The sequence below is a fragment of the Corynebacterium sp. HMSC078A10 genome (assembly GCF_001811565.1).
In the GTDB taxonomy this organism is placed as follows: Bacteria; Actinomycetota; Actinomycetes; order Mycobacteriales; family Mycobacteriaceae; genus Corynebacterium; species Corynebacterium hesseae.
This window is the reverse complement of the sequence record NZ_KV805179.1, coordinates 132,620-155,171: the sequence shown is the minus strand read 5'-3', so window position 1 is coordinate 155,171 and position 22,552 is coordinate 132,620. Positions and strand designations below refer to the sequence as shown.

Annotated in this window: 21 protein-coding genes; 9 read left to right on the top strand and 12 right to left on the bottom strand. The window is 61.9% G+C overall.

The features are described from left to right. The first annotated feature begins 134 nt into the window (after window positions 1-134). Window positions 135-1,280 (top strand): tRNA dihydrouridine synthase DusB, encoded by a 1,146-nt coding sequence (gene dusB, locus HMPREF2808_RS00915; RefSeq protein ID WP_070532398.1) that lies wholly within the window; start codon window positions 135-137, stop codon window positions 1,278-1,280. Window positions 1,281-1,345: 65 nt separating this feature from the next. After that, window positions 1,346-2,074, top strand: a complete 729-nt coding sequence (phoU, locus tag HMPREF2808_RS00910) for a phosphate signaling complex protein PhoU (RefSeq protein ID WP_070623131.1) — start codon at window positions 1,346-1,348, stop codon at window positions 2,072-2,074. 98 nt (window positions 2,075-2,172) lie between these two features. On the opposite strand, the gene pstB is transcribed toward phoU, so the two are convergent. The 5 genes from pstB to mshD all read right to left on the bottom strand — a co-directional run bounded on the left by pstB (window position 2,173) and on the right by mshD (window position 7,320). Further along, entirely contained in the window at window positions 2,173-2,946 is a 774-nt protein-coding gene (gene pstB, locus HMPREF2808_RS00905; RefSeq protein WP_070532392.1) for a phosphate ABC transporter ATP-binding protein PstB, read from the bottom strand. A 39-nt stretch (window positions 2,947-2,985) separates the two neighbouring features. Continuing rightward, entirely contained in the window at window positions 2,986-3,897 is a 912-nt protein-coding gene (gene pstA, locus HMPREF2808_RS00900; RefSeq protein ID WP_070623128.1) for a phosphate ABC transporter permease PstA, read from the bottom strand. 13 nt (window positions 3,898-3,910) lie between these two features. Further along, window positions 3,911-4,960 (bottom strand): phosphate ABC transporter permease subunit PstC, encoded by a 1,050-nt coding sequence (gene pstC, locus HMPREF2808_RS00895; RefSeq protein ID WP_070563992.1) that lies wholly within the window; start codon window positions 4,958-4,960, stop codon window positions 3,911-3,913. Window positions 4,961-5,109: 149 nt separating this feature from the next. Beyond that, window positions 5,110-6,219: a phosphate ABC transporter substrate-binding protein PstS gene (gene pstS, locus HMPREF2808_RS00890; protein WP_070623126.1), complete on the bottom strand. Its 1,110-nt coding sequence runs from the start codon at window positions 6,217-6,219 to the stop codon at window positions 5,110-5,112. A gap of 186 nt (window positions 6,220-6,405) precedes the next feature. Continuing rightward, the gene (gene mshD / locus HMPREF2808_RS00885) at window positions 6,406-7,320 is read right to left on the bottom strand and encodes a mycothiol synthase (RefSeq protein WP_070623122.1); all 915 of its coding nucleotides are present in this window, start codon (window positions 7,318-7,320) and stop codon (window positions 6,406-6,408) included. Between the two features lie 33 nt (window positions 7,321-7,353). Here mshD and HMPREF2808_RS00880 point away from each other — a divergent pair, with 33 nt between their 5' ends. Next, window positions 7,354-8,199 carry an LmeA family phospholipid-binding protein gene (locus tag HMPREF2808_RS00880; RefSeq protein WP_070623119.1) on the top strand — a complete coding sequence of 282 codons (846 nt, stop codon included), beginning with the start codon at window positions 7,354-7,356 and terminating at the stop codon, window positions 8,197-8,199. 51 nt (window positions 8,200-8,250) lie between these two features. On the opposite strand, the gene HMPREF2808_RS00875 is transcribed toward HMPREF2808_RS00880, so the two are convergent. Beyond that, window positions 8,251-9,291, bottom strand: a complete 1,041-nt coding sequence (locus tag HMPREF2808_RS00875) for a diacylglycerol/lipid kinase family protein (RefSeq protein ID WP_070532383.1) — start codon at window positions 9,289-9,291, stop codon at window positions 8,251-8,253. A 63-nt stretch (window positions 9,292-9,354) separates the two neighbouring features. Here HMPREF2808_RS00875 and HMPREF2808_RS00870 point away from each other — a divergent pair, with 63 nt between their 5' ends. Beyond that, window positions 9,355-10,029 (top strand): heme-binding beta-barrel domain-containing protein, encoded by a 675-nt coding sequence (locus HMPREF2808_RS00870; protein ID WP_070522940.1) that lies wholly within the window; start codon window positions 9,355-9,357, stop codon window positions 10,027-10,029. A 17-nt stretch (window positions 10,030-10,046) separates the two neighbouring features. Here the strand turns inward: HMPREF2808_RS00870 and HMPREF2808_RS00865 are convergent, their stop codons facing one another. Continuing rightward, window positions 10,047-10,934, bottom strand: coding sequence for an aminodeoxychorismate lyase (locus HMPREF2808_RS00865; protein WP_070563994.1), 888 nt, complete (start codon window positions 10,932-10,934; stop codon window positions 10,047-10,049). A 30-nt stretch (window positions 10,935-10,964) separates the two neighbouring features. Here HMPREF2808_RS00865 and HMPREF2808_RS00860 point away from each other — a divergent pair, with 30 nt between their 5' ends. Further along, window positions 10,965-12,026, top strand: a complete 1,062-nt coding sequence (locus tag HMPREF2808_RS00860; RefSeq protein ID WP_070623116.1) for a CAF17-like 4Fe-4S cluster assembly/insertion protein YgfZ — start codon at window positions 10,965-10,967, stop codon at window positions 12,024-12,026. A 187-nt stretch (window positions 12,027-12,213) separates the two neighbouring features. Next, entirely contained in the window at window positions 12,214-12,441 is a 228-nt protein-coding gene (locus tag HMPREF2808_RS00855; protein WP_070522931.1) for a DUF3073 domain-containing protein, read from the top strand. A 106-nt stretch (window positions 12,442-12,547) separates the two neighbouring features. Here HMPREF2808_RS00855 and purM read toward each other — a convergent pair whose 3' ends face one another. From purM to HMPREF2808_RS00840, 3 genes are read right to left on the bottom strand one after another with little or no spacing between them, the layout of a single operon-like run. Beyond that, window positions 12,548-13,600, bottom strand: coding sequence for a phosphoribosylformylglycinamidine cyclo-ligase (gene purM, locus HMPREF2808_RS00850; RefSeq protein ID WP_070623108.1), 1,053 nt, complete (start codon window positions 13,598-13,600; stop codon window positions 12,548-12,550). Window positions 13,601-13,614: 14 nt separating this feature from the next. After that, complete coding sequence (purF, locus tag HMPREF2808_RS00845) at window positions 13,615-15,108, bottom strand: amidophosphoribosyltransferase (protein WP_154762622.1); 1,494 nt, start codon at window positions 15,106-15,108, stop codon at window positions 13,615-13,617. Between the two features lie 34 nt (window positions 15,109-15,142). Further along, the gene (locus HMPREF2808_RS00840; RefSeq protein ID WP_070522921.1) at window positions 15,143-15,547 is read right to left on the bottom strand and encodes a sterol carrier family protein; all 405 of its coding nucleotides are present in this window, start codon (window positions 15,545-15,547) and stop codon (window positions 15,143-15,145) included. Between the two features lie 33 nt (window positions 15,548-15,580). Here HMPREF2808_RS00840 and HMPREF2808_RS00835 point away from each other — a divergent pair, with 33 nt between their 5' ends. After that, window positions 15,581-16,615, top strand: coding sequence for an acyl-CoA thioesterase (locus HMPREF2808_RS00835; protein WP_070522918.1), 1,035 nt, complete (start codon window positions 15,581-15,583; stop codon window positions 16,613-16,615). A 38-nt stretch (window positions 16,616-16,653) separates the two neighbouring features. Here HMPREF2808_RS00835 and HMPREF2808_RS00830 read toward each other — a convergent pair whose 3' ends face one another. Both HMPREF2808_RS00830 and HMPREF2808_RS00825 read right to left on the bottom strand, forming a co-directional pair. Beyond that, on the bottom strand, window positions 16,654-17,583 hold the full coding sequence (locus HMPREF2808_RS00830; RefSeq protein ID WP_070623102.1) for a MaoC/PaaZ C-terminal domain-containing protein: 930 nt from the start codon (window positions 17,581-17,583) through the stop codon (window positions 16,654-16,656). Continuing rightward, on the bottom strand, window positions 17,584-18,924 hold the full coding sequence (locus HMPREF2808_RS00825) for a 3-oxoacyl-ACP reductase (RefSeq protein ID WP_070623099.1): 1,341 nt from the start codon (window positions 18,922-18,924) through the stop codon (window positions 17,584-17,586). Between the two features lie 185 nt (window positions 18,925-19,109). On the opposite strand from HMPREF2808_RS00825, the gene HMPREF2808_RS00820 reads away from it, so the two are divergent. Then, window positions 19,110-20,408, top strand: a complete 1,299-nt coding sequence (locus HMPREF2808_RS00820; protein ID WP_070623096.1) for an acetyl-CoA C-acetyltransferase — start codon at window positions 19,110-19,112, stop codon at window positions 20,406-20,408. A 26-nt stretch (window positions 20,409-20,434) separates the two neighbouring features. Then, window positions 20,435-22,519, top strand: coding sequence for an acyl-CoA dehydrogenase family protein (locus HMPREF2808_RS00815; RefSeq protein ID WP_070623093.1), 2,085 nt, complete (start codon window positions 20,435-20,437; stop codon window positions 22,517-22,519). Window positions 22,520-22,552: the final 33 nt, after the last annotated feature.

Here is a 22,552-nt window from a genome sequence, read left to right as displayed (position 1 = left end):
TTTCCTGTTAGTTACATGCACCACACTAGCGAATCGGGGGAGGATTTACCGCACTCTGCCCCAAACTGTGTGCACCCCTCACTTTCCTCGTGAGAATTTGCCACCCCAGGCTCTTTCCGCGCACAATTGGCGGCGTGACTCTTGCTATCGGAAAAATCCAGCTCAACTCCCCCGTTGTCCTCGCCCCCATGGCGGGCGTGACCAACGTGGCCTTTCGCGTGCTGTGTCGCGAGCAAGAGATAGCGAAGACCGGCACCGTCTCCGGCCTTTATGTCTGCGAAATGGTTACCGCCCGCGCCTTGGTAGAGCGAAATCCCAAGACGCTGCACATGACCACTTTCGATCCACAGGAGAATCCGCGCTCGTTGCAGCTGTACACCGTCGATCCGGAGTACACCTACAAGGCTGCGAAGATGATCGTGGATGAGAATCTGGCTGACCACATCGATATGAACTTTGGCTGCCCGGTTCCCAAGGTCACGCGCCGCGGCGGAGGCTCCGCACTCCCCTATAAGCGCCGCCTCTTTGGCAACATCGTCGCCGCAGCGGTCAAGGCCACAGAGGGCACCGATATCCCGGTCACCGTGAAAATGCGCGTGGGCATCGACGATGAGCACCACACGCACCTCGACGCCGGCCGCATTGCGGTGGAAGAAGGGGCGTCGGCAGTCGCGCTCCACGGACGTACCGCCGCGCAACGCTACTCGGGCCATGCGGACTGGAATGAAATTGCGCGCCTTAAGGAGCACTTGGCCCATACCGGTGTTCCTGTCTTGGGAAACGGCGATATTTTCAAAGCCACGGATGCCCACGCCATGATGGAACAAACGGGCTGCGACGGCGTCGTCGTGGGGCGAGGTTGTCTGGGCCGTCCTTGGCTCTTTGCGGAGCTCTCCGCCCACCTCCGCGGCGAGCCGGTGCCGGCCGAGCCCACGTTGGGTGAGGTCACGCAGATCATGATTCGCCACGCAGAACTGCTGGCGCAGCACGAGGGCGAGGACCAGGCCAGCCGCGATATCCGCAAGCACATCGGCTGGTACCTGCGCGGTTTTCCCGTGGGAGGTCAGGTCCGTGCTGGCCTGTCCCGCGTGAACTCCCTCGACGATCTCCGGGAGCTGCTCGAGCCGTGGGCGGATTCGCCTGCGCTTGCCGACGATGCCGATGGCGCCCGCGGCCGCCAGGGTTCGCCCGCCAAGGTAGTCCTTCCCGAGGGCTGGCTCGACGATCCGGAGGACGCAACCGTTCCGGAAGGCGCGGAGATTATGCATTCCGGCGGCTAGCCACGAAAACCCCTTTTGTGTCGCTCGACAGGCACTAGACCAATTGTTCAGCTAAAGTACGTGACATGCGCGCTGCCTACCGTGAACAGTTGGACAACTTTGCCCATGACCTCATCATCATGAGCACTGCGGTTCATAAGCTGATGACTCTTGCCTCTCAGGCATTAATCGAATCCTCCCTGCAACCAGCCGAAGAGGCCTTGTCGTTGCGCGATGAGTTGGATGAAGTCCGCTCGCGCTGCGAAGACCGTGCGGTGTCCCTTCTGGCCTTGGAGAACCCGATGGCCAAGGATCTGCGCCAGGTCATCGCTTCCATCTATATTGTGGAAGATTTTTACCGCATGGGCCGCTTGTCTCAGCACATTGCCACCAGCGCCCGCCGCCGCCACCCTGAATCAGTTGTTCCGCCAGACATTATGGGCTATTTCGAGGAATACGCCCGCCTCGTTCTCGACATGTCCTTAGGCCTCAAAGACATCCTCATCACCCGCGATCCGGAGCTGGCGCTCCGTTTGACCGAGGACGACGACGCCGTCGATGACATCAACCAACACCTGCTTCGTATGTTGACGCAGCGCGAGTGGAAAGGAACGGTGCGCCAGGCCGTGGAAACCTCGCAGCTTTCGCGCTACTACGAGCGTTTCGCCGATCATTGCGCAGCAGCTGCCGGCCGCATCATTTACCTGGCAACGGGCTTGGACCCCGACCGCTACATGCGCAAGCGTGATCAGGAGCAACGAGAGGCAGAGCTGGAGGCCCGCATGGCGGAGCTGGAGCGCCAGTTTCACCGCTAGCCCCTACCGCTCGCCACACCTAGCGCACAGTGCATGCACAAAGCCGGCACCTCTTCTAGACCTTTAGAAGAGGTGCCGGCTTTCGGCGCTGTCAGTGTTTAGCCGAAGCGGCCAGAGATGTAATCCTCAGTATCCTTCTTGGCGGGGTTTTCGAAGATCTTCGTGGTGTCATCGAACTCCACCAGGTGGCCAGGACGGCCGGTGGCTTCCAGGGAGAAGAAGCCGGTCTTGTCCGACACGCGGGCTGCCTGCTGCATGTTGTGGGTAACGATAACGATGGTGAAGTTTTCCTTCAGCTCATGGATCAGGTCCTCCACGGCCAAGGTGGAAATCGGGTCGAGCGCCGAGCAGGGCTCGTCCATGAGCAGGACTTCCGGCTCCACGGCAATCGCGCGAGCAATGCACAGACGCTGCTGCTGTCCGCCGGACAGGCCGCCGCCCGGCTTGTCCAGGCGGTCCTTAACCTCATCCCAAAGGTTGGCGCCGCGCAAGGACTTCTCGGCGACTTCCTTCAGCTTCTTCTTGTTCTTCTCGCCGGACAGCTTCAGGCCGGCAACAACGTTATCCTCAATGGACATCGTCGGGAACGGGTTGGCCTTCTGGAAGACCATGCCGATGGTATTGCGAACGGACACCGGATCGACCTTCGGCCCGTAGATGTTCTGGCCGTCCAGGAGAATCTCACCCTTGACATAAGCACCAGGGATGACCTCGTGCATGCGGTTGAGGGTGCGCAGGACTGTGGACTTACCACAGCCGGAAGGGCCGATGAAGGCAGTCACGGCCTTCGCCGGGATCTGCATGTTGACGTTCTGTACGGCGTGGAAGTCACCGTAGTAGATGTTCACGTCGTTGAGCTCAAGCTTGGACATGAGTAGTGCTCCTATGGGGTAGGTAGAAAGTGAGTACGGTTACTTCTTGACGGAGAACTTCGCCGAAACGATGCGCGCGCCAATGTTGAGAATCGCGATGAGGAGAACCAACGTCAGGGCGGCACCCCACAGCTTGTCTAGGACGGCCGGATCAGCGCCGGACTTGTACATATCCAGCATCATCAACGGCAACGAGGACTGCGCACCCTTGAGTGCGTCCCAGTTGATGGAGGAGGTGGAGCCCACCAACACCAGCACCGGCGCGGACTCACCCATGATGCGGGCCACGGCCAGCATGATGCCGGTGACGATGCCGGACAGCGCGGTCGGCAGAACGATGCGCGCGATGGTTTTCCACTTCGGCACACCGAGAGCATAGGAAGCCTCACGCAGATCCATCGGGACCACGCGGAGCATCTCTTCGGTATTGCGGACCACAATCGGAATCATCAGGAGCACAAGCGATAACGCCACCGCCATACCGGAACGCTTGAAGCCGAACAGAGTAATCCACATGGCGAAGATGAACAGGGCCGCAACAATGGAAGGCACACCGGAGAGGATGTCCACCATGAAAGTAGTAAGGCGGCTCAGCGTTCCACCGCGAGAGTACTCCACCAGGTAAATCGCGGTGAAGATGCCGATCGGAACGGAAATGACGGTCGCGATGACGGTCTGCACAAAGGTACCGATAATAGCGTGGAGCGCACCGCCGCCGGCCTCGGTATCAAGGATTCCGCGTTGGGAGTGGGTCCACCATTCGGGGTTCAGGATAGCGCCCGAACCGCGAGAAATGAGCTCAAAGAGAACCCACAGCAGCGGAATCATGGCGATGATCATCGTTGCCCACACGAGAACGGTGGCAACAGTATTGGTGGTCTTTCGGCTCGAGGAGATATCCAGGAAGGTCGGGCCGGAAGATGCCGGGACAGAGTTGGAAGTTGTAGTCATCTCTGAGCCCTCCTTACTTGCTCTTCACGATGGAGCGGGCAATAGCGTTGACCAAGAAGGTCAGAAGGAACAGCATGAGGCCTGCGGCGATATACGCACCGGCACGCATCTCATTACCGAACTCAGCAGCCGCCAAGGCGATGGCCGTTGCGAAGGTGGTACCGCCGTCGAACAGCGAAAAGCGGAAGTCCACCAGCGGGGAGACAACCATGTACAGCGCCATGGTCTCACCCAGCGCACGGCCCAGACCCAGCATGGAGCCGGCGATGTAGCCGGACATACCGAAGGGGAGAACCGTCATGCGGATAACTTCCCAGCGGGTGGCGCCGAGGGCCAAGGCGGACTCGATCTGACCGGGAGGGGTCTGCACAAAGACCTCGCGGGCGGTGGCAGCGATGATCGGCAGGATCATCACCGCCAGAACAATGCCACCGGTGAGGACGTTGCGGCCCGTCGCAAAGTTCGGGGAGTTGTCGTACACCGTGAAGAGGAAGAAGCCACCAGCCCAAGAGTGCAGCCAGGTGTAGAAGCCGGACAGTGCAGGGCCGAGCACCTGCCAGCCCCACAGGCCGTACACGATGGATGGCACGGCGGCGAGCATGTCTACCAAGAATCCCAACGGCTTGACCAGCTTGGCCGGCGCGTAGTTGGACAGGAAGATGGCAATACCGAGCGCGACCGGCATCGCGATGATGAGAGCCACGATGGAAATCAAGACGGTGTGGCCGAACATGGTCGGGATACCGAACTTCATAGCATCGGTGTCGTTGGTCTCCCAACGGTCACCGTAGGTGAAGAAGCCCAGAATGCCACCCTCATTGACGGACAGAGAAGGAACCGCACGCCAGATCAGGAAGGCCGCGATGGCAGCGATCATCACCGTAATCAGCGTTGCGGACGCAGTGGACAGGAATTCAAAAATGCGATCACCAGGGCGCTTCACACCGGACTTGACGGCGGGCGTAGAGGTGGCGTCCGCCTCGGACGCATGCGCGCTAGGGCGAGTCGCTGAAACGGCATCCTCCTTCACGGACGACGCTGTGGTGAGATTGTTGTCTGCCATGAGACTAGGGAATCCTTTTCAACGGAAACAATGAAAATACGGGACATGCTGCCGCCCCCAAAGCGCTCGTGAAGGGCGGGTTGGGGGCGGAAGTGTGTGTTCAAACGGACACTACGGGGGTTCAAAGAAACCCGCGTAGTAACGCGCTCTTACTGGATAGCCTCGACGGCTGCCTTCAGGCGCTCCAGGTGGTCACCGGAAACCGGGATGAAGCCTGCCTTCTCCAGTTCCTCGGACTGATTGTCCAGGACGGTGTTGAAGAAGGCCTTCACCAGAGCGGAGGTCTCCTCGTCGTAGCCAGCGGAGCAGACGATGTTGTAGGTGGTCAGGATGAGCGGGTAAGCGCCCTCATCCTTGGAAGCAAAGAGCTTGTCGGAGTCAACGACCATGTCGTGCTCGGAGTTGGTCTCCTTGAAAGCGAGGTGGTCGAGAGCCACACCGACGGACTCAGAGCTGAGCTCAACCGGACCGTTGCCGAAGTCAATCTTGGCAATCTTGACGCCATCGGCTTCCTTCTGGTGAGCGTAGCCAGCCTCAACGTAGGTGATAGCGCCCTCGATGGAGGCAACCTGGTCAGCCACACCGGAGGAACCGTTAGCACCCTCACCAACAGCATCCGGGAACTGCTTGCCTTCGCTGTCCCAGTTACCGGTAGCGGACTTCAGGAACTTCTGGAAGTTATCGGAGGTACCGGACTCGTCAGAGCGGAAGATAACGGTGATGTTCTTGTCCGGAAGGTCGGTGCCCTCGTTCTCAGCCTTGATGGCGTCATCGTTCCACTTGGTGATCTCGCCCTTGAAGATCTTGGCGAGGGTTTCGGTGGAGAGGTTGACCTCGGTGTCACCCAAGTTGTAGGCGATGGCGACAGGGCCAATGGTCGTCGGCAGGTGCCATGCGTCGTTGCCACCGCAACGCTCCTTGGCGGCCTCAACCTCGCCCTTATCTTCCTTCAGAGCGGAGTCAGAACCGGCGAAGTCAACGGTGCCGCCGTTGAAAGCCTTCACACCAGCGCCGGAGCCGGAAGAAGTGTAGGAGAAGTTAGCATCCGGGTATGCCTCCAGGAATGCCTTCTCAAAGACGGACATAGCGGACTTCTGGGAGGATGCGCCCTCACCAGATAGGTCGCCGGAAACCTCTGCCCCATCGGAGCCGCCTTCAGCGGAGCCAGATTCGTTGGACTCAGAGCAGGCAACGAGAGCGGTGGAGGTGGCGGCGACGATGCCGAAGATAGCGGCGGTGCGCTTGAAGTTGCGGATCACGGGAAACCTTTCCGGTGCGGATACAAGAGAATGATTGTCCGAGCAAATCGCCCTCTGCTCTTCTTTGAGCAATCTTCTTGAGACGAGCGCGATTAGCTCACGGGTTGTAAAGCTATACAGGGCGGGTTAACCCCACAGGGATCAAGAGATGAACAATCGGTGAACTTGTACCAAAAGCCGGTGAGGCTAGTCACTTTTCGCCCAGACGCAGTGTTCCTCAGCGATGCCAAAGCCCAAACGCTCGTAGGCCTTTACCGCCGGAGCATTATCAGCCTCGACATACAAGATGACCTTGTCCGCGCCTTTAGCCACCATGCGCTGCAGCCCAGCGCTCAGCAGCGGTCCACCGAGCCCGCGCCCGCGATAGTCCTCCCCCAATCCCACAACATATACCTCACCGAAGGCTGGGGTGTCCTCCGCATGCCATTTCAGCCAGTGAAAGCCGGCCATTATGGGACGGTCGTGGGAGTCATTCGAAGAATCCCACAGGAAAAGCACGTCGGCAGGATCGAACCACTCCGCTTCCATCCCGCGGTGCAAGCGCTCCAGATCCCAGCCTCCTTGTTCCGGGTGCCACGAGAAGGCTTCATTGTTCGTGCGTACCCATTCCGCCTCGACGTGCTCGCGCCCGAAGCGCTCCACTGACTCGGTGTAGGTCTGAATCTCTAGGCCATCAACCGTTGCCGGCGCTTCCTCGGCCGCGCGCAAGTCCTGCCCCTCAATCGCCATGACAAGCAGGCGCCTGACGACGTCCATCTCGTTGCGCTTCGCCAGCGCTTGCGCAGCGAGAAGATTGCCATGGGCCCAGATTTGGGGGGAGGTTGGGAGGGCGTCGACAAGCGCCTGCCCTACCCCTCGCCCACGGTGTTCCACGCCAACAAAGAGCTCTACAGTCTGCCCATCGAGGGCAGCCACGCCAGCTACCGCACCATCTTCAATTGCGAGAAGATGATGGTGCCCAAGGCGTTCATCCCTGAGCCCTAAAAGAAACTGCTCGGAGAGGGGCGCAAAGCCGTCGTGAGCTTCAGCAGCAGTGGCCAGCTCCTCCACGCGCTGGGCCACATCTGGGTTCTGTGGCAGAGTCTTGGTCTCAATATTCATGCTTCCCACCCTACGTGCGGTAGTAATAGAGGGGTGACTGTCATCTACCTCAACCGCACTGCCGTACGCCTTGCCGCCGTTGCGGGTGTGGCCCTGACAGCATGGCTGGCGGATTCAGCGGTGGCGATGCACGCGGAACACACCGTGGCCCAGAAAGCAAAAGCCAGCTCCCAGTTGGAAAACACCCCGAATGTCTACATCGGCGGCGTCCCCTTCTCCCTTGCCGCGCTAACCAAAGAGATTCCATACCTGGAGGTCAACTCCTCCGACGTGGAAGTTCCGAAACTCGGCATGGTCAATGCCTCCACAACGCTGCGCGACATCACAATTGACCCCGAGCAACTCTTCAGCGGCGAACTGGAAGGCTCACCGGTATCCACCTATACGCGCAGTATCAGCCTCGACGGAGTGGCCTTGGGCCGCATGCTGGGTATTACTGACCTCTCCATTGCCAACCCCGATAATATGTCCCCCACCGGCGGGCCCTCCGCCGAAGCTGAGCTCACCGGCACGCTGCCGGGGGATACCACCAAGTCCACCGCGACGGTGACGCTGCGCCTCGTCGGCCCAGAATTTCGCATGAGTGTCTACGGGACTGATGACGAACGCTTGAAAAAGGCCTTCGGCCTGGTCTTGGACACACGCCAACTCCCGTTGCCTTCTCAAGCCACCTCCGTGAAACTACACGGCGGCTCCATCACCTTCGAGGTACAGCGACGCAATATTACGCTGAAAACAGCACAGCTCTCCCCGCTGGAGATCGATGGTTCGGAGGAAAAGGCCGTCGAGGATGCCGCGCAAAAAGCGCAAGACACCGCCAACGAAGTAGGTAGCGCGCCGACGACGCCGCCGAGCTGGCGCCAAAACAGGCAGAACTAAGCCGACGGTGCGCCAGCGGTACCCGCACCGTAGGCTTTTTACTACCGTCGGCTACTTAATACGGATGAGATCTCGCAGGACTCGGCGGAAGCTGCGGTGAATAGGCGGTGCCGGGTCGATGGGAGCAAAGACTTCCAGCGCGTCTGCTTCCGACTCCAAGTGCACCTCCGTAAAGGTGCCTTCCGACTCCCCGTCCGCTTGGAAGCGGTGCGGCTTAGGGCAGACCAAGTCCACCTCAACGGCATCCTCAAAATGCAGCGTGCGGGCATCCGTGACCTTATTCAACCAGTGACGGTGATCCACGCCGAACAGGTGGAGAACGCCCACGAGACCATCAATCCCGCCGAGGTCCGACACACCAAAAAGGCCAAGCCCCTGATCGAAGGAATTGCGCGGATTGGTCACCACCGGCAGCGGCCCCAGGAAGGTCCACGGGTTGGTGTTGGAGGTGAACATGACGGGAACGTCATCGGCCGCGAAGGTTTCGCCCGAGCTCGAGCGCGCACGCACATTAATGCGCGGTGGGCGGATGCGGGCGCGCTGATAGGCCTGAAAGGCCACCGCCAGGTAGCGCAGCGGGGTGGCTGAAAAGCCCATCTCCCGTGCACGGTCCACGCGAGCCAGCACGTCTGCATCCAGCCCGAAACCAGCATTGACCGCAAACCACCGGTCATTCCACATACCCAACGACACGGTGCGGCGGGTATTTCGCTCCAGCATCCGGGCCAGCACGTGCGCCGCCTCGACAGGGGTATTGGGGAAACCAAGGGCGCGGACGAAGACGTTTGCTGAACCAGTAGGGATCACCGCTAACGCCGGGATCTCCTGGGGGCTAGGGCGCTGTGCGGAATTCGCCGGGCCGAGCAACCCATTGACGATCTCATTGACCGTGCCATCGCCGCCGAAGACCAGGATGACGTCAAAGTCCTCCCGGGTCATACCTCGCACCATGTCTTCCGCGTGGCCCGGGTAGTGCGTGAAGCGAGCGAGCAGCTGCAACCCATCCACCTCCCGAATGACGGGCAAAACCTCTCGGAAGAGAGCCGCATTCTGGCTCGTAGAATTAGGGTTTGAAATCAGCAAAGCGCGCATGGCTCCCTAGACTACTGGAGCCTAGTGGTTTCCGCGGCGCTGCCACGACTACGCTGGGGCAGCATGAGCGAACAGACAAATAGCGAGAAAAACACGGAAAACACCCACCCGGAGAACACCAAGGTAGACGGCAACGCGGCCGTCAACCAGGCAGCGGAGGCATGGAAGGATGCAGCCTCCCGCAACATTCCCACCGTTGATGTAGCAGATAATCCCCTGCCGGATGAGACGGCGAACTTGCGTCAGGGCCCGTCGCTGCACGATGGTCTGCTCGGGCTTCTCCCCCTCGTCGGTGTATGGCAAGGGGAAGGCCAAGCCCACAGCACCGACGGTGAACAGTACGCCTTTGGCCAGCAGCTCATCATCGCCCACGACGGTGAGAATTACCTGACCTATACGTCCCGCACCTGGAAGATTGATTCCGAGGGCAACCCGGTTGGCCCCGATGTCCGCGAGTCTGGGTTCTGGCGCATCTCACTCAAGGACGAGATTGAGATGACCTATACCTCGTCCAACGGCATCAACGAGATCTTCTATGGTTCACTGTTTAACGAGCGCGCCTGGCAGCTCGAGTCTGCGTCCACGATGGTCACCGAAACCGGCCCCGCCAACCTCGGCCCCGGCAAGCGCATGTATGGCCTCATGCCGAACAACAACCTCGGCTGGGTGGATGAGCGGCTTGTCGACGGCGAAATGCGCCCTTACATGTCCGCCGAGCTCACCCGTGTGGCTGGCTAACTAGCAGTGCGGCGAAGTTAGCGTGCCAGGGCGGCGTCGATCAGCGCGCGTATCTTCTCCGCGTTCGCCGGCGCCTTGAGCTTCTTTTCATTCAGGCGCGTCACACGCACCGCAGTGCGCACCGAGGAGACGAGCCACACTGAGTCAGCCTCCTCGAGGTAGCGCAGATTCAGCTCCTTCGCCTTGCAGCGATATCCCTGTTCAGAGGCATACTCAAAGAGCGCAGCTTGCGTGGTGCCAGGCAGTATTCCCTTGCCCGCCGGGGTGCGCAGCTTTGTACCCTTGACCGCCACCACGGTGGAGGTGGCCCCTTCCAAGACCAGCCCCGTATCGGGATCGGTAAAGATCACATCATCAAATCCACGCTCGCGGGCCAGGCGCAGCGTGGCCATCGTGGCCGCATAATTCAGCGTCTTCGCCGGCAGCTCTTCCGCCACCTGCCACAGACGCGGCGTGCTCATCACCTTGACGCCGGTATCACGCTGCGCCACAACGTCATCCGGAATCTCCTGAACCACCACCCATGCCGTGGGCACCCCAGTCGAGGCCCGCCCGCGGGTATAGGTCCACGTGCACTTGGCCTCTCGCGCTAAACCGTCCTCGCCTTCCCCGGCGGCGGGACCACAATAGTCCGCGATGGCCAGCTCGGTGGCTTCTTTCCACTTGTGGATGGGCGGCTCCGGAAGATCGAGAGCACTCGCGGAATGCCGGAAGCGCTCCGCGTGGCGATGAAAGTTGGCCGCCTTACCGTCACGCACGAGGAGGGACTCGAAGATACCGTCACCGCGTGTGACCGCAGCATCGTCCCAATAGACCAACGGTAGGTTCGGCATATGACGCCGCACCGACCCCCCAAACGGTTCCACGACGTAGATGACCGGCTCTTTCCTACGCTGAAGGCTCATAGACCCGATTATGCCCTACCATCGGAGGGCGTGAGTTATACTTCGCCACTTCTTTCCCGGCCCGGGGCCGCTGAGTTCCAGGGCACCACGCTTGTCGACGTCTCCGGTATCCCCTGGCATTACGGCAACCCCCTCGTGGAGCAGCGCGCGGTGGAGACAGGTTCCGCCATCATCGACCGTTCCCAACGCCGGGTCATTGCCGTTTCCGGGCCCGATGCCCGGGCTTTCCTGCACAACCTCCTGAGCCAGAAGCTCGATGACGTGGACGCCGGATTCTCTGCCGGCGCCCTTGATCTAGACATGCAGGGCCACGTCCTACACCACATCGACCTGTCCTTCGACGGAGAAACCTTCTACCTCGATGTGCCACCGGCCCAGTTCGAATCTTTGCGGGACTTCCTCACCGCCATGATTTTCTGGTCCCAGGTCACCGTGGAGGAAGCGGACGCGGCGATCATCACCGTGCTGGGTAAGCCGCTACAGAAGCCTTCCAGCGCCGTGATGGAGCGCTGCGTGCACTGGCCGGGCTGCCCGCGCCAGGATTTCCTCGTGCCGCGGGGTGAGCTGGAGACAGCAGTCGCAGAGTTGGAAAAGCAGGGCGGAAGTTTAGCGGGGCTCATGGCCTATACCGCTGAACGAGTGCGCGCACGCGAACCAGAATTGGCCGCTGACCTCGATGCGAAAACCATCGCCCACGAGGTTCCCCAGTGGATCCGACGCAGCGATGATAACCCCGCGTTCGTCCACTTGGAGAAGGGCTGCTATCGCGGGCAGGAGACGGTCGCGCGCGTAGAGAACCTCGGGCGCTCTCCGCGCTTATTGGTCATGCTGTACCTCGATGGCTCCGCTCCGGAGCTCCCCGTAAGCGGAGCGGATATTTCACTTGGGGGACGGCGCGTCGGCAAGCTCGGCACCGTGGTCGAGGATTGCGATTACGGCCCCATCGCGCTTGGTCTAGTGAAACGCAGCGCCCTCAACCACGGGGATCTGAGCATTGGTCCAGTGGCGGCATCGGTCGAGCCGGACTCCATCCCCGCCGACGAGGGCCCCAAGGCCGGACGCGCCGCTGTGGACCGGCTGCGCGGAAAATAGTGGCGAAATGCACACTGCCCGTTGGCCGCGGGCTAGCGCACTTTTCCACGCACCACTGGGGGGTAGTTCGGAATTTTTTCTTCACACAGGCTATGGTGTCTTACAGGAACATACACATATCTGACTAAGACGATGGGGCGGCCAAGAATCCCTGGACCGCCCTACACACCTCAAGGGGGTCATGCACATGGGACGCGGACGCGCAAAGGCAAAGCAGACCAAAGTTGCACGCCAGCTGAAGTACAATTCGCCCGAGATGGATCTGGATTCGCTCCAGCGTGAGCTCGCCTCACAGAACTCCAAGCGTTCCCACAACGAGGACGAAGACCCATACTCGGAGTACGCGGATTACGAGGACTACGCAGATCGCTGGGACTCGGATGAGTGGGATGAGGATGATTCCGACGCGCGCTAGGCGCGCGAGTCACTGTCCCACCCTGTACATCACCTAAGCGAAAGGCCGGAGCCGTCCCCCTCTGATTAAGGGGAAGCGCCTCCGGCCTTGTTCCTTTTCTCAGGACTTAGAACCCTGGGTGCTCGCCGGTCATGACAACGCGCGGCTCGCCCTCTTCGGCAGCACGAACGGTGCCCAGTTCCCACGCCTCCACGTGGCGGGCGGTCATCATAGCCAATGCTCGCTCGCGGTCCTCCGGCGCAACGACGGCGATCATGCCAACGCCCATGTTGAAGGTCTTCTCCATCTCCTCGAGGGCAACCTTGCCCACCGAAGAAATGGTCTTGAAGATCTGGCCCGGAGTCCACGTCGAGCGGCTCACCTCAGCGCTCAGGCCCTCCGGGATGACGCGCTCTAGGTTTCCGGCAAGGCCGCCTCCGGTGACGTGGCAGAAGGTAGACACCGCGCACTCCGATGTCAGCGCCAGGCAGTCCTTGGCGTAGATGCGGGTAGGCTCCAGAAGTTCCTCGCCGAGGGTGCGACCTAAGTCTTCCATGTAGCCGTCGAGCGGCAGACCCGCCTGCTCCAGGAGCACGTAGCGCGCCAAGGAGTAGCCGTTGGAGTGCAGGCCGGAGGACTTCATGGCGATGAGAACGTCGCCTTCGCGCACCTTGTCCGGGCCGAGCAGCTCATCAGCCTCTACAACGCCAACCGCAGTAGCGGAGACATCGTATTCATCCTTGCCCATCACCCCTGGGTGCTCGGCGGTCTCGCCGCCGAGGAGCGCTGCACCAGCCTGGACGCAGCCCTCAGCAATGCCCTTAACAATCTCCGCTACCTTTTCCGGCACTACCTCGCCCACGGCGATGTAGTCCTGCAGGAAGAGCGGCTCAGCGCCGCACACGACAAGATCATCCACGCACATGGCAACGAGGTCGATGCCGATGGTGTCGTGCTTGTCCATGGCCTGGGCCACAGCCAGCTTGGTGCCTACTCCATCAGAGCCAGCCGCAAGGACCGGTTCTTTGTACTCCCCCAACTTGAATAGGCCGGCGAATCCGCCGAGCCCGCCGATAACCTCGGGGCGGGTGGCGCGCTTGGCGTGGGGGGTGATTAGCTCTACTGCGCGGTCGCCTTCCTCAATGTTGACGCCGGCGGCAGCATACGTGTTCTCGCTCATGAGTGACTTAGTCCTTATTCGTTAGTTGTCGTCGAGCCCTGCAGGGTGCGCACGGCCTCAGCATTGGGGTTTCCGGCAGGCAGTCCGAGTGGGTACTTACCGTCGAAACATGCGCAGCACAGTTCGTTGCGCGGCTGTTGAGTAGCCGCCACCATCTCATCGGTGGAGACAAATCCCAGCGAATCCGCGCCAATCGCGGTGCAAATGGTCTGTGCTACCTCTTCCGGATCATCGGAAGGGTTGGCGTTGGCAATGAGCTCGCCTGGGGAGGCGAAGTCGATGCCGTAGAAGCACGGCCACTTCACCGGCGGGGAGGCGATGCGCACGTGGACTTCGGCAGCACCGGCTTCCCGCAACATCCGGATCAGCGCGCGCTGCGTGTTACCACGCACGATTGAATCATCCACCACGACGATGGACTTGCCTTCAATGACCTCCCGCAGCGGGTTGAGCTTGAGGCGAATACCCATCTGGCGCTGGGACTGCGTGGGCTGGATGAAGGTGCGGCCCACATAAGAGTTCTTCACCAAGCCGTGCGCGAAGGTCAACCCGGATTCGCGGGCATAACCGACGGCAGCCGGGTTGCCGGACTCCGGAACGGGGATCACCATGTCCGCATCGGGTGCCGGGTACTGGCGCGCTAGACGACGCCCAATTTCCACGCGCGTGGCGTTGACAGAACGGCCCTTGATATTCGTATCCGGCCGCGCTAGGTAGACGTATTCGAAGACGCAACCATGGCGCTTGGTCTCGGCGAAGCGCTCGGAGCGGATTCCGGTCTCATCGATGGCAACGAGCTCGCCTGGTTCGATCTCCCGGATAAACTGCGCGCCGACGATGTCGAGCGCACAGGTCTCACTGGCTACCACCCAGCCGGTAGTGAGGCGGCCGAGGGCAAGCGGGCGCACGCCATGCGGATCGCGTGCGGCATAGAGAGTGTGCCCGTCCGTAAAGGTCAGGCAGTATGCACCCTTCACCGTGGGCAACAATTGCAGGGCCGAATCAAAGACGGTGTTGTCCTCGTTGACGCCGTCCGCCAACAAGATGGACAAGCACATGGAATCCGAGACGGACTCTTCCTGCGGCTTGATCAGCCCACGCCGCACGGCCTCTGCGCGCAGTTCCAGGTAATTTACTAGGTTTCCGTTGTGGCCGAGCGCGATGTCAACACCGCTGGGCGACGTCCCGAACATCGGCTGCACATTCGACCATTCCTTGCCGCCTGCAGTGGAATAACGCGTATGGCCGACGGCCACGTTTCCATGCAGCGAGCTCAGGATGGATTCATCGAAGACATTGGAGACAAGGCCCATATCCTTAAAGACGACGATGCGATCATCATCGCCCACCGCGATACCGGCGGCTTCCTGTCCGCGGTGTTGGAGGGCGAAAAGCCCGAAGTAGGTTAGCTTCGAAACCTCTTCTCCTGGTGCCCAAACACCGAAGACTCCGCATTCTTCGCGGGGTTCCGGATCCAGGCTGGGATCCGTCGACAAGGGCTTAGTCATGCTCTGGACGTGTTCAGCTACCACGGCGCCAATCCTAGCTGTTTGGGCCTGTGAAAACTAACGGAATCACGGGCAAACAGGCTGCGATGTCGTGGGAGCGGGATCCGGAGGCGTCTACGCGGCCAGCGTTAAGCGCCTGCTCCCAGCCAATGACTCCCGTGGCCAGCTGCAACCATGTCAGGGGATCCATCTCCACCACATTCGGAGGGGTACCCCGGGTATGCCGGGGACCAGCGATGCACTGGACTGCCACGAATGGGGGGACCCGCAACTCCACGGAATGTCCCGGCGCGTCCGCCTCCACTAGGCGGGCCGTAGTGCGGGTGGCCTTTGCCAGAGCAGAGCGACCTGGTTTTTCGGTCCTCTCAGGGTCACGGATCCACTCCGCCACCGCTTCGACGGCAGCACGGGTGGTGGCGGCATCAACGGCTTTTTTCATACGCTATGCACACTCCCTGATACTTTGTTATCCATGTCACCAACCATGCCACCAAGCTCCTCGGAAGAAAAGAAGCCTGTCCCGACCGGGAAGTCCCCCTCCATCACGCTGCGGTTTATGGCCGCCCCGACAGATCTCACCATCGCCGGCGCCCAAGGCATTGGCGGCGGTCGCGTTTTGGAATGGATCGATAAGGCCGCCTATGCGTGCGCGGTTCAATGGTCCGGTACCTACTGCGTGACGGCCTACGTGGGCCACATCCACTTCACGCGCCCAATTCCTTCGGGCCACTTGGTGGAGGTACGCTCGCGCATCGCGATGACGGGGCGGTCCTCCATGCACATCGTCAACGAGGTGCTCTCCGCCGACCCGCGCGATGGCATCTTCACGCGCGCCTGCGACTGCCTCGTCATCTTCGTGGCCAAGGACACCGAGACCGGAAAGTCGATGGCCGTTCCGCCGCTCGTTCCGGATTCCACTGAGCACCAGCGCGTATGGGAGGCCGCGGAATCCCGCATCGAGCTGCGCAAAGCCATCGAAGCGGAGATGGAAAAGCAGACTTATGACGGCCCGTCCGACGCTCCCCGCATGGTCAACCGCTTCTTGGCCAAGCCCACCGACGTCAACTGGGGCGGCAACGTCCACGGCGGCACCGCCATGGAATGGATTGATGAGGCGGGCGCTGCCTGCACCATGGAGTGGTCCGGCGAGCACACCGTCGCGGTCTATGCCGGAGGCATCCGCTTCTACCGGCCAATCCATATTGGTGATCTCATCGAGGTGGATGCCCGCATGATGCGCACGGATACCCGCTCGATGCAGATGTCCGTCCACGTGCGCTCGGGCAACCCGCGCGGCGGCCGCGAAAAACTGGAAACCGCCATCCACGCCACCGTCTCCTACATGGCAATGGATGCTGACTGGCAGCCGCTAGCTGCCCGCCAATTCACTCCCCGCACCGAGGAAGACAAGCGCCTCTGGGAGCACGCCGGCATCCTTCGCGGACTGCGCGGCAAGTACTCCCCGAAGCCACTGGTGGTGGCACCAAAGCACCAGCACGTGGATTAACAAAAGGATGAGCCCGAGGCTCATCCACTGGGCCGCGCCTACTTTAGAGGCTCAACCCGGCACGCCACGTGGAGGGAGCTTGGGTCCTTGGCCTTGCGCAAGGTGACGGTGCGGGCTTCACTACCGCTGTCCGTGGTACCGCCGGGCGCTACGTAAACCCCCGTGGTCGCCGGAAGGATGACGGGCTTGTAGAAGTCCGCGCTGATGCGCACAGCACCGGGGAGGGTGCCGTCGAGCACCGACAGCATGCGAGCGTGCGTGTACATGCCGTGCGCGATGGGCGCGGGGAATCCGAAGAGTTTGGCACCCACCGTGGACACGTGAATGGGGTTCTTATCGCCCGATGCCGCGGCATAGACGCGGGTGCTTTCGGGGCTAAATCGCAGCGTTGCCGTAGGCGTTCCCGCCTCATCGCCGGGGAAGTCGAGGAAGCGCTCGGCCTCCGGACGTGTTCTCACTTGGCGCGGGGTGTCCTTGGTGAACTTGGCCCCCTGGCCGAGGAAGACTGACGTCTGGCGCCAGATCTCCTCGCCGCCAACGCTGTAAGTGGTCACCATATCGATGACCAACCCTTTGCGGTGGGGGCGCAGGTTTTCCGCATGCACCGCGATGTCACAGCGCTCGTCGACGCGCAGCGGGCGTTTCTGCTCGATGCGGTTGGACAGATGCACCACGCCCACGGCTGGGAAAGGAAAGTCCGGTGCCGCCATGGCCTTGATGGCAAGCGGGAAGGCCAGCGCGTAGAGATAGGTAGCAGGCAGCTCGTTACTCAGGCGCAGGCCCGTGGCCTGGCAGTAGCGAGCCAGGTGCTCGGTGTCGACGCCTACACTGTCGACGCGGTACGCGGTCTGCGGGTCCTCAACCTTCCGCTTGCCCGCCCCCAGCCCGGGGATGGGGACCGCACCCAGCATGAGGCTGCGGTACAGAGCAGGAAGGTCCGGAATCTCGTTGAGTGTGGTGACGTTCATTTAGGCTCCCATGAGGTTCTGACCGCAGACGCGGACGGTGTTGCCGCTCACCGCCGCGGAGGCCGGCGAGGCGAAGAAGGCGACGGTCTCCGCGACGTCGACAGGCAAGCCGCCCTGTTGCAGTGAGTTCAGGCGGCGGCCGATCTCGCGCGGCCCGGTCGGCATCGCCGCGGTCATGGCGGTTTCAATAAAGCCCGGCGCCACGGCGTTGATGGTGGAGCCGTTCTCCGCCAACACTGAGCGCAAGGAATCAACGAGGCCAATGATGCCGGCCTTGGTTGTGGCGTAGTTGGTTTGGCCGCGGTTGCCGGAGATGCCAGCCATGGAGGACACACCAATCACTGCGGCACCCGGGGCGAGGGAACCGGATTCCAAGAGGCTTTCGGTAATGCGAACCGGCGCCAAGAGGTTAACGGCAAGAACAGAGTCCCACTGGCCTTCATTCATGTTGGCCAGCAGCTTGTCACGGGTAATTCCGGCGTTGTGGACGATGACGTCAATGGCTCGGCCGTGGCGCTCCTGCGCGTGCTGGGCAATCTTGTCTGCGGCCTGGGGGTCGGTGACGTCGAGGGGCAGCGCGGTGCCCTTGACCTTGTTCGCGGTCTTGGCCAAATGCTCGCTGGCCTGCGGAACGTCGATGCAGATGACGCTGGCACCATCGCGCGCCAGCACCTCAGCAATGGTGGCGCCGATGCCGCGGGCAGCACCGGTCACCACCGCCAGCCGCCCGTCGAGCGGCTGCTCCCAGTTCTGCGCTTCGCCATTGGTTGCCGGAGAATCGTGTCCCTGGGCACTGACGCGCACAACCTGCCCGTCCACGAAGGCCGACTTCCCAGACAGGAAGAAGCGGAGCGTGGACTCCACCTCTGCGGTGGCAGCAGGGTCTGCCCAGACCAAGTTCACGGTGCCGCCCTTGCGCATTTCCTTGGCCAGGGAACGGGTGAACCCTTCGAGTGCGCGGGCGGCGATGCGGGCGTCAATGGTGTCCGCAGCTTCCGGGGTGGTGCCGATGACCACCAAGCGCGCGCACGGCAGAAGGTTGCGCATCTGTGGGTTGAAGAAGTCATAGAGCTCACGCAGCTGTTCTGGGGTCTCCAGGCCGGTGGCGTCGAAGACGAGGGCGGCGCGCTTCGCCTCCGCGGAAGCATTGATGACCTGGTAGTCCACGGCTAGCTGGGAACTCAGAAACTCAGCGATGCGCCCCTGGCCGCCAATGACGATGGGGCCATCGAGCGCTGGTTCCCCAGCCTTGTGGCGGCGCAGGGGGTGGCCTTGGGGTACTCCTGCTTTGGCGGCGAGCGGTGAGTTGATGAGCTTCTCAGCAATTGTGACGTTCGGCATAGGCTGGCATGTTCCTTTCTCGATTCTTCACAACCTTGCGAGCTTTGTTGAGCTGGTTGCAAGGTTAGTTAATTGAGTGATAGAACTAACAATATCACTTTAGTTGTGACGCGAAACGAACAGCCGGGTTGCTACCCCCTCCCGCTGGGATGATTCGCACGAGACCACTCGCGAAGGAGCTTTTAATGACCAACCCCCCGCACCGCGTAGCCATCCTGGGTGGCAACCGCATCCCCTTTGCTCGTTCCAATAAGCAGTACGCCCACGCGTCCAACCAAGACATGCTCACCAGTGCGCTGGATGGACTCGTCGCACGTTACGGGCTTCACGACGAACGCCTCGGCCTCGTCGCCGCCGGCGCTGTACTCAAGCACTCCCGCGATTTCAACCTCACCCGCGAGGTCGTTCTAGGCTCCGCCCTCGACTCCACAACCCCCGCCATCGATGTACAACAGGCCTGCTGCACTTCTCTTGCGGCAGCTATCCACGTCGGCGATGCCATCGCCCAAGGGCGCATCTCCGCCGGCATCGCGGGCGGAACGGACACCACCTCGGATGCCCCGCTGGCCGTTAATGACACGCTGCGCCGCACGCTGCTCAACCTCACCCGCGCCAAGACGGCCGCTCAGCGCGCCCAGCTCATAGGCTCTATCCGCCCCTCGCAGCTGGCCCCGGAACAGCCACAGAACGGTGAGCCGCGCACCGGACTCTCCATGGGTGAGCACGCCGCCATCACCGCCCGCGAACTGAGCATCGGCCGCGAGACCCAGGATGAGTTGGCACTCGCCTCCCACCAGAACCTCCACAAGGCTTGGGAGGAGGGCTTCTTTGAAGACCTCACCACGGGCTTCCTCGGCGTCAACCGCGATACCAACCTGCGCCCGGATTCCTCCTTGGAGTCCTTGGCCAAGCTCAAGCCGGTCTTTGGCAAGCGCGATGCCGAGCAACACGGCACGCAGGCCACGATGACCGCAGGCAATTCCACGCCGCTGACCGACGGCGCCTCCGTCGCCCTCCTCAGCTCCGAGGAATGGGCGGCCGAGCACAACATCGAGCCCCGTGCCTTCCTCGTGGACTCAGAGACCGCGGCCGTCGACTTTGTCCACGGTCCCGACGGCCTGCTCATGGCCCCCACCTACGCGGTCCCGCGCCTGCTCGAGCGCAACAACCTAAGCCTGCAAGATTTCGATTTCTACGAGATCCACGAGGCCTTCGCCTCCCAGGTCTTGGCCACCCTGTCCGCATGGGAGGACGAGACCTACTGCCGCGAGCGCCTCGGTTTGCAGTCCGCGCTAGGCCCCATTGACCGCGCCAAGCTCAACGTCAAGGGCTCCTCCCTGGCCGCCGGCCACCCCTTCGCCGCCACCGGCACCCGAATCCTCGCCACCACCGCCAAGATTCTCGAAGAAAACGGCGGCGGACGGGCCCTCATTTCCATCTGCGCCGCCGGCGGCCAAGGCGTCGCAGCCATCGTCGAACGTTAAGAAAAGCCTCCCAGAAAGGACCACTCATGCCACTGACCAAGTCTTCCGCTGACAAAAAGTCCATCTCCCCGGAGCTCAACAACCAGGCCACCACCGACGCTCCCAAGGCCGAGGCCCGCAGCCCACACCGCCTGCCCACCACCCCGAAGCCTGCTGTTGCCACCGAACTTGCCGCGCTTCTCGACGGCCCACACGCCGCCTTCCGCCAGGAGCTGCGCACCTTCCTCAACGATCCTTCGCTCTTCCCGAACCCGGATCTGCCCATGGCGGAGCAGCGCCAACACACCTTTGAGAACCTCTCCAAGGTTCGTGACTTCGGCGGATTCAACCACGGCCTGCGCCGCGCGCACGGCGGTGCCGGCAAGCCAAATCTCTCCACCTTCACCCTCGAAGGCTTGGCATGGGTCGACGGTTCGCTAGCGATTAAGTCCGGTGTGCAGTGGGGCCTGTGGGGCGGTGCGCTGGATCAGCTAGGCACCGAGCGCCACCTCGAGTGGGTTAAGAAGGCCGCCAGCCTGGAGTTGCCGGGCTGCTTCGCCATGACTGAGCGCGGACACGGCTCCGATGTGCAATCTCTCGAGACCACCGCCACCTTCGACCCGGAAACCGATGAGTTCATCATCAACACCCCTTCCGATTCCGCGGTGAAGAACTACATCGGTAACGCCGCCAAGGATGGCCGCGCCGCAGTCGTCTTCACCCAGCTCATCACCCCGGATAGCGACGGCCGCTCCCACGGCGTCCACGCCATCATCGTCCCTATCCGCGACGAGGAAGGCAACGAGCTGCCAGGCGTGACCTTGGGCGATCATGGCCACAAGGGTGGTTTGGTAGGCGTCGATAATGGCACCCTGCGCTTCGACAACGTCCGCGTGCCGCGCGAAAACCTGCTCAACCGCTTCGCCGATGTGGACGAGAAGGGCAAGTACTCCTCCCCCATCGAGTCCAAGAACGCTCGCTTCTTCACCATGCTGGGCACTCTCATCCGCGGCCGCATCGGCGTATCCGGCGCAGCGGGCGCCGCCACCGAGGCTTCCCTAGACATTGCGATTCGCTACGCCAACCGCCGCCGTCAGTTCGAGGGCGCGACCGGCGCTGAGAAGCGCCTCATTGAGCACCGCCAGCACCGCCGCCGCCTGCTCATTCCACTTGCCCGCACGTACGCGCTGCACCTGCTCTACAACCAGATTCTGGAGCGCTACCAGGAGCAAAACGATCAGCACGAGGCTGGCACCTGGTCTGTGACGGAGCCGACCGAAGAGCAGAAGTTTGCCTCCCGCGAGATGGAATCCCTGGCAGCTGCCATCAAATCCGCACAGACCCAGCACGCCACCCGCACCATCCAAGAGTGCCGCGAGGCCTGCGGTGGCGCCGGCTACATGTCCGAAAACCGCCTGACCACCTACCGCGCCGATTCTGATGTCTTCGCCACCTTCGAGGGCGATAACACTGTGCTCATTCAGATGGTGGGCAAGAACCTGCTCACCGCTTACGGTCGCGCGATGAATGATATGAGCCCATGGGACACCGTGAAGTACGCGGCCACCACCGCCACCGATGTGGTTCGCCGTCGCTACGGATTCACTACTCGCTTGCAAGGCCTGGTGGACCGCGTGAATCCTTCAGAAGCCTCGCTTTTCGACGCCACCTACCAGGCCAAGCTGATCGACGACCGCGCCCAGTCCATCCTCTTCTCCCTCGTGCGCCGCATCCAGCCGGCCCGCAAGGCCGATAAGGTGCAGGCCGCTGCCATCGTGGACCAATGCCAGGATCACCTCATCGCCGCCGGCTGGGCCCGCGTGGATACCTTGTTGGTCCAGGCCATGATTGAGGCAGAAGAGCGCCTTGAGGAAGGTTCGCTGGCACGCCAGGTCTTCGAGCAGCTGCGCCACCTCTTCGTCTTCGACACCTTGGTTCAGCACGCGGGCTGGTACCAGGAGCACAACCTGATTCCGGCAGGCCGCATGAAGGCCGCCCGCGCTGCCATTAACGACCTCGTCGATTCGCTCGCACCGTGGTCCGTCGTTCTCGTGGATGCCTTCGGCGTTCCGCCCGAGGTCCACAACATCCCGATGCTCACCGAGGCCGGCGTGGATCCGCTCCACGTCTAGTCACGCCACGCATCTCGAGGGCACCTCCGCCAT

Bases quoted from the DNA above. Each gene is read 5' to 3' on its own strand.
- phoU (WP_070623131.1), top strand. From the start codon at position 1,346: ATGCGCGCTGCCTACCGTGAACAGTTGGACAACTTTGCCCATGACCTC.
- pstB (WP_070532392.1), bottom strand. From the start codon at position 2,946: ATGTCCAAGCTTGAGCTCAACGACGTGAACATCTACTACGGTGACTTC.
- pstA (WP_070623128.1), bottom strand. From the start codon at position 3,897: ATGACTACAACTTCCAACTCTGTCCCGGCATCTTCCGGCCCGACCTTC.
- pstC (WP_070563992.1), bottom strand. From the start codon at position 4,960: ATGGCAGACAACAATCTCACCACAGCGTCGTCCGTGAAGGAGGATGCC.
- mshD (WP_070623122.1), bottom strand. From the start codon at position 7,320: ATGAATATTGAGACCAAGACTCTGCCACAGAACCCAGATGTGGCCCAG.
- HMPREF2808_RS00875 (WP_070532383.1), bottom strand. From the start codon at position 9,291: ATGCGCGCTTTGCTGATTTCAAACCCTAATTCTACGAGCCAGAATGCG.
- HMPREF2808_RS00870 (WP_070522940.1), top strand. From the start codon at position 9,355: ATGAGCGAACAGACAAATAGCGAGAAAAACACGGAAAACACCCACCCG.
- HMPREF2808_RS00865 (WP_070563994.1), bottom strand. From the start codon at position 10,934: ATGAGCCTTCAGCGTAGGAAAGAGCCGGTCATCTACGTCGTGGAACCG.
- HMPREF2808_RS00855 (WP_070522931.1), top strand. From the start codon at position 12,214: ATGGGACGCGGACGCGCAAAGGCAAAGCAGACCAAAGTTGCACGCCAG.
- purM (WP_070623108.1), bottom strand. From the start codon at position 13,600: ATGAGCGAGAACACGTATGCTGCCGCCGGCGTCAACATTGAGGAAGGC.
- purF (WP_154762622.1), bottom strand. From the start codon at position 15,108: ATGACTAAGCCCTTGTCGACGGATCCCAGCCTGGATCCGGAACCCCGC.
- HMPREF2808_RS00840 (WP_070522921.1), bottom strand. From the start codon at position 15,547: ATGAAAAAAGCCGTTGATGCCGCCACCACCCGTGCTGCCGTCGAAGCG.
- HMPREF2808_RS00835 (WP_070522918.1), top strand. From the start codon at position 15,581: ATGTCACCAACCATGCCACCAAGCTCCTCGGAAGAAAAGAAGCCTGTC.
- HMPREF2808_RS00830 (WP_070623102.1), bottom strand. From the start codon at position 17,583: ATGAACGTCACCACACTCAACGAGATTCCGGACCTTCCTGCTCTGTAC.
- HMPREF2808_RS00825 (WP_070623099.1), bottom strand. From the start codon at position 18,924: ATGCCGAACGTCACAATTGCTGAGAAGCTCATCAACTCACCGCTCGCC.
- HMPREF2808_RS00820 (WP_070623096.1), top strand. From the start codon at position 19,110: ATGACCAACCCCCCGCACCGCGTAGCCATCCTGGGTGGCAACCGCATC.
- HMPREF2808_RS00815 (WP_070623093.1), top strand. From the start codon at position 20,435: ATGCCACTGACCAAGTCTTCCGCTGACAAAAAGTCCATCTCCCCGGAG.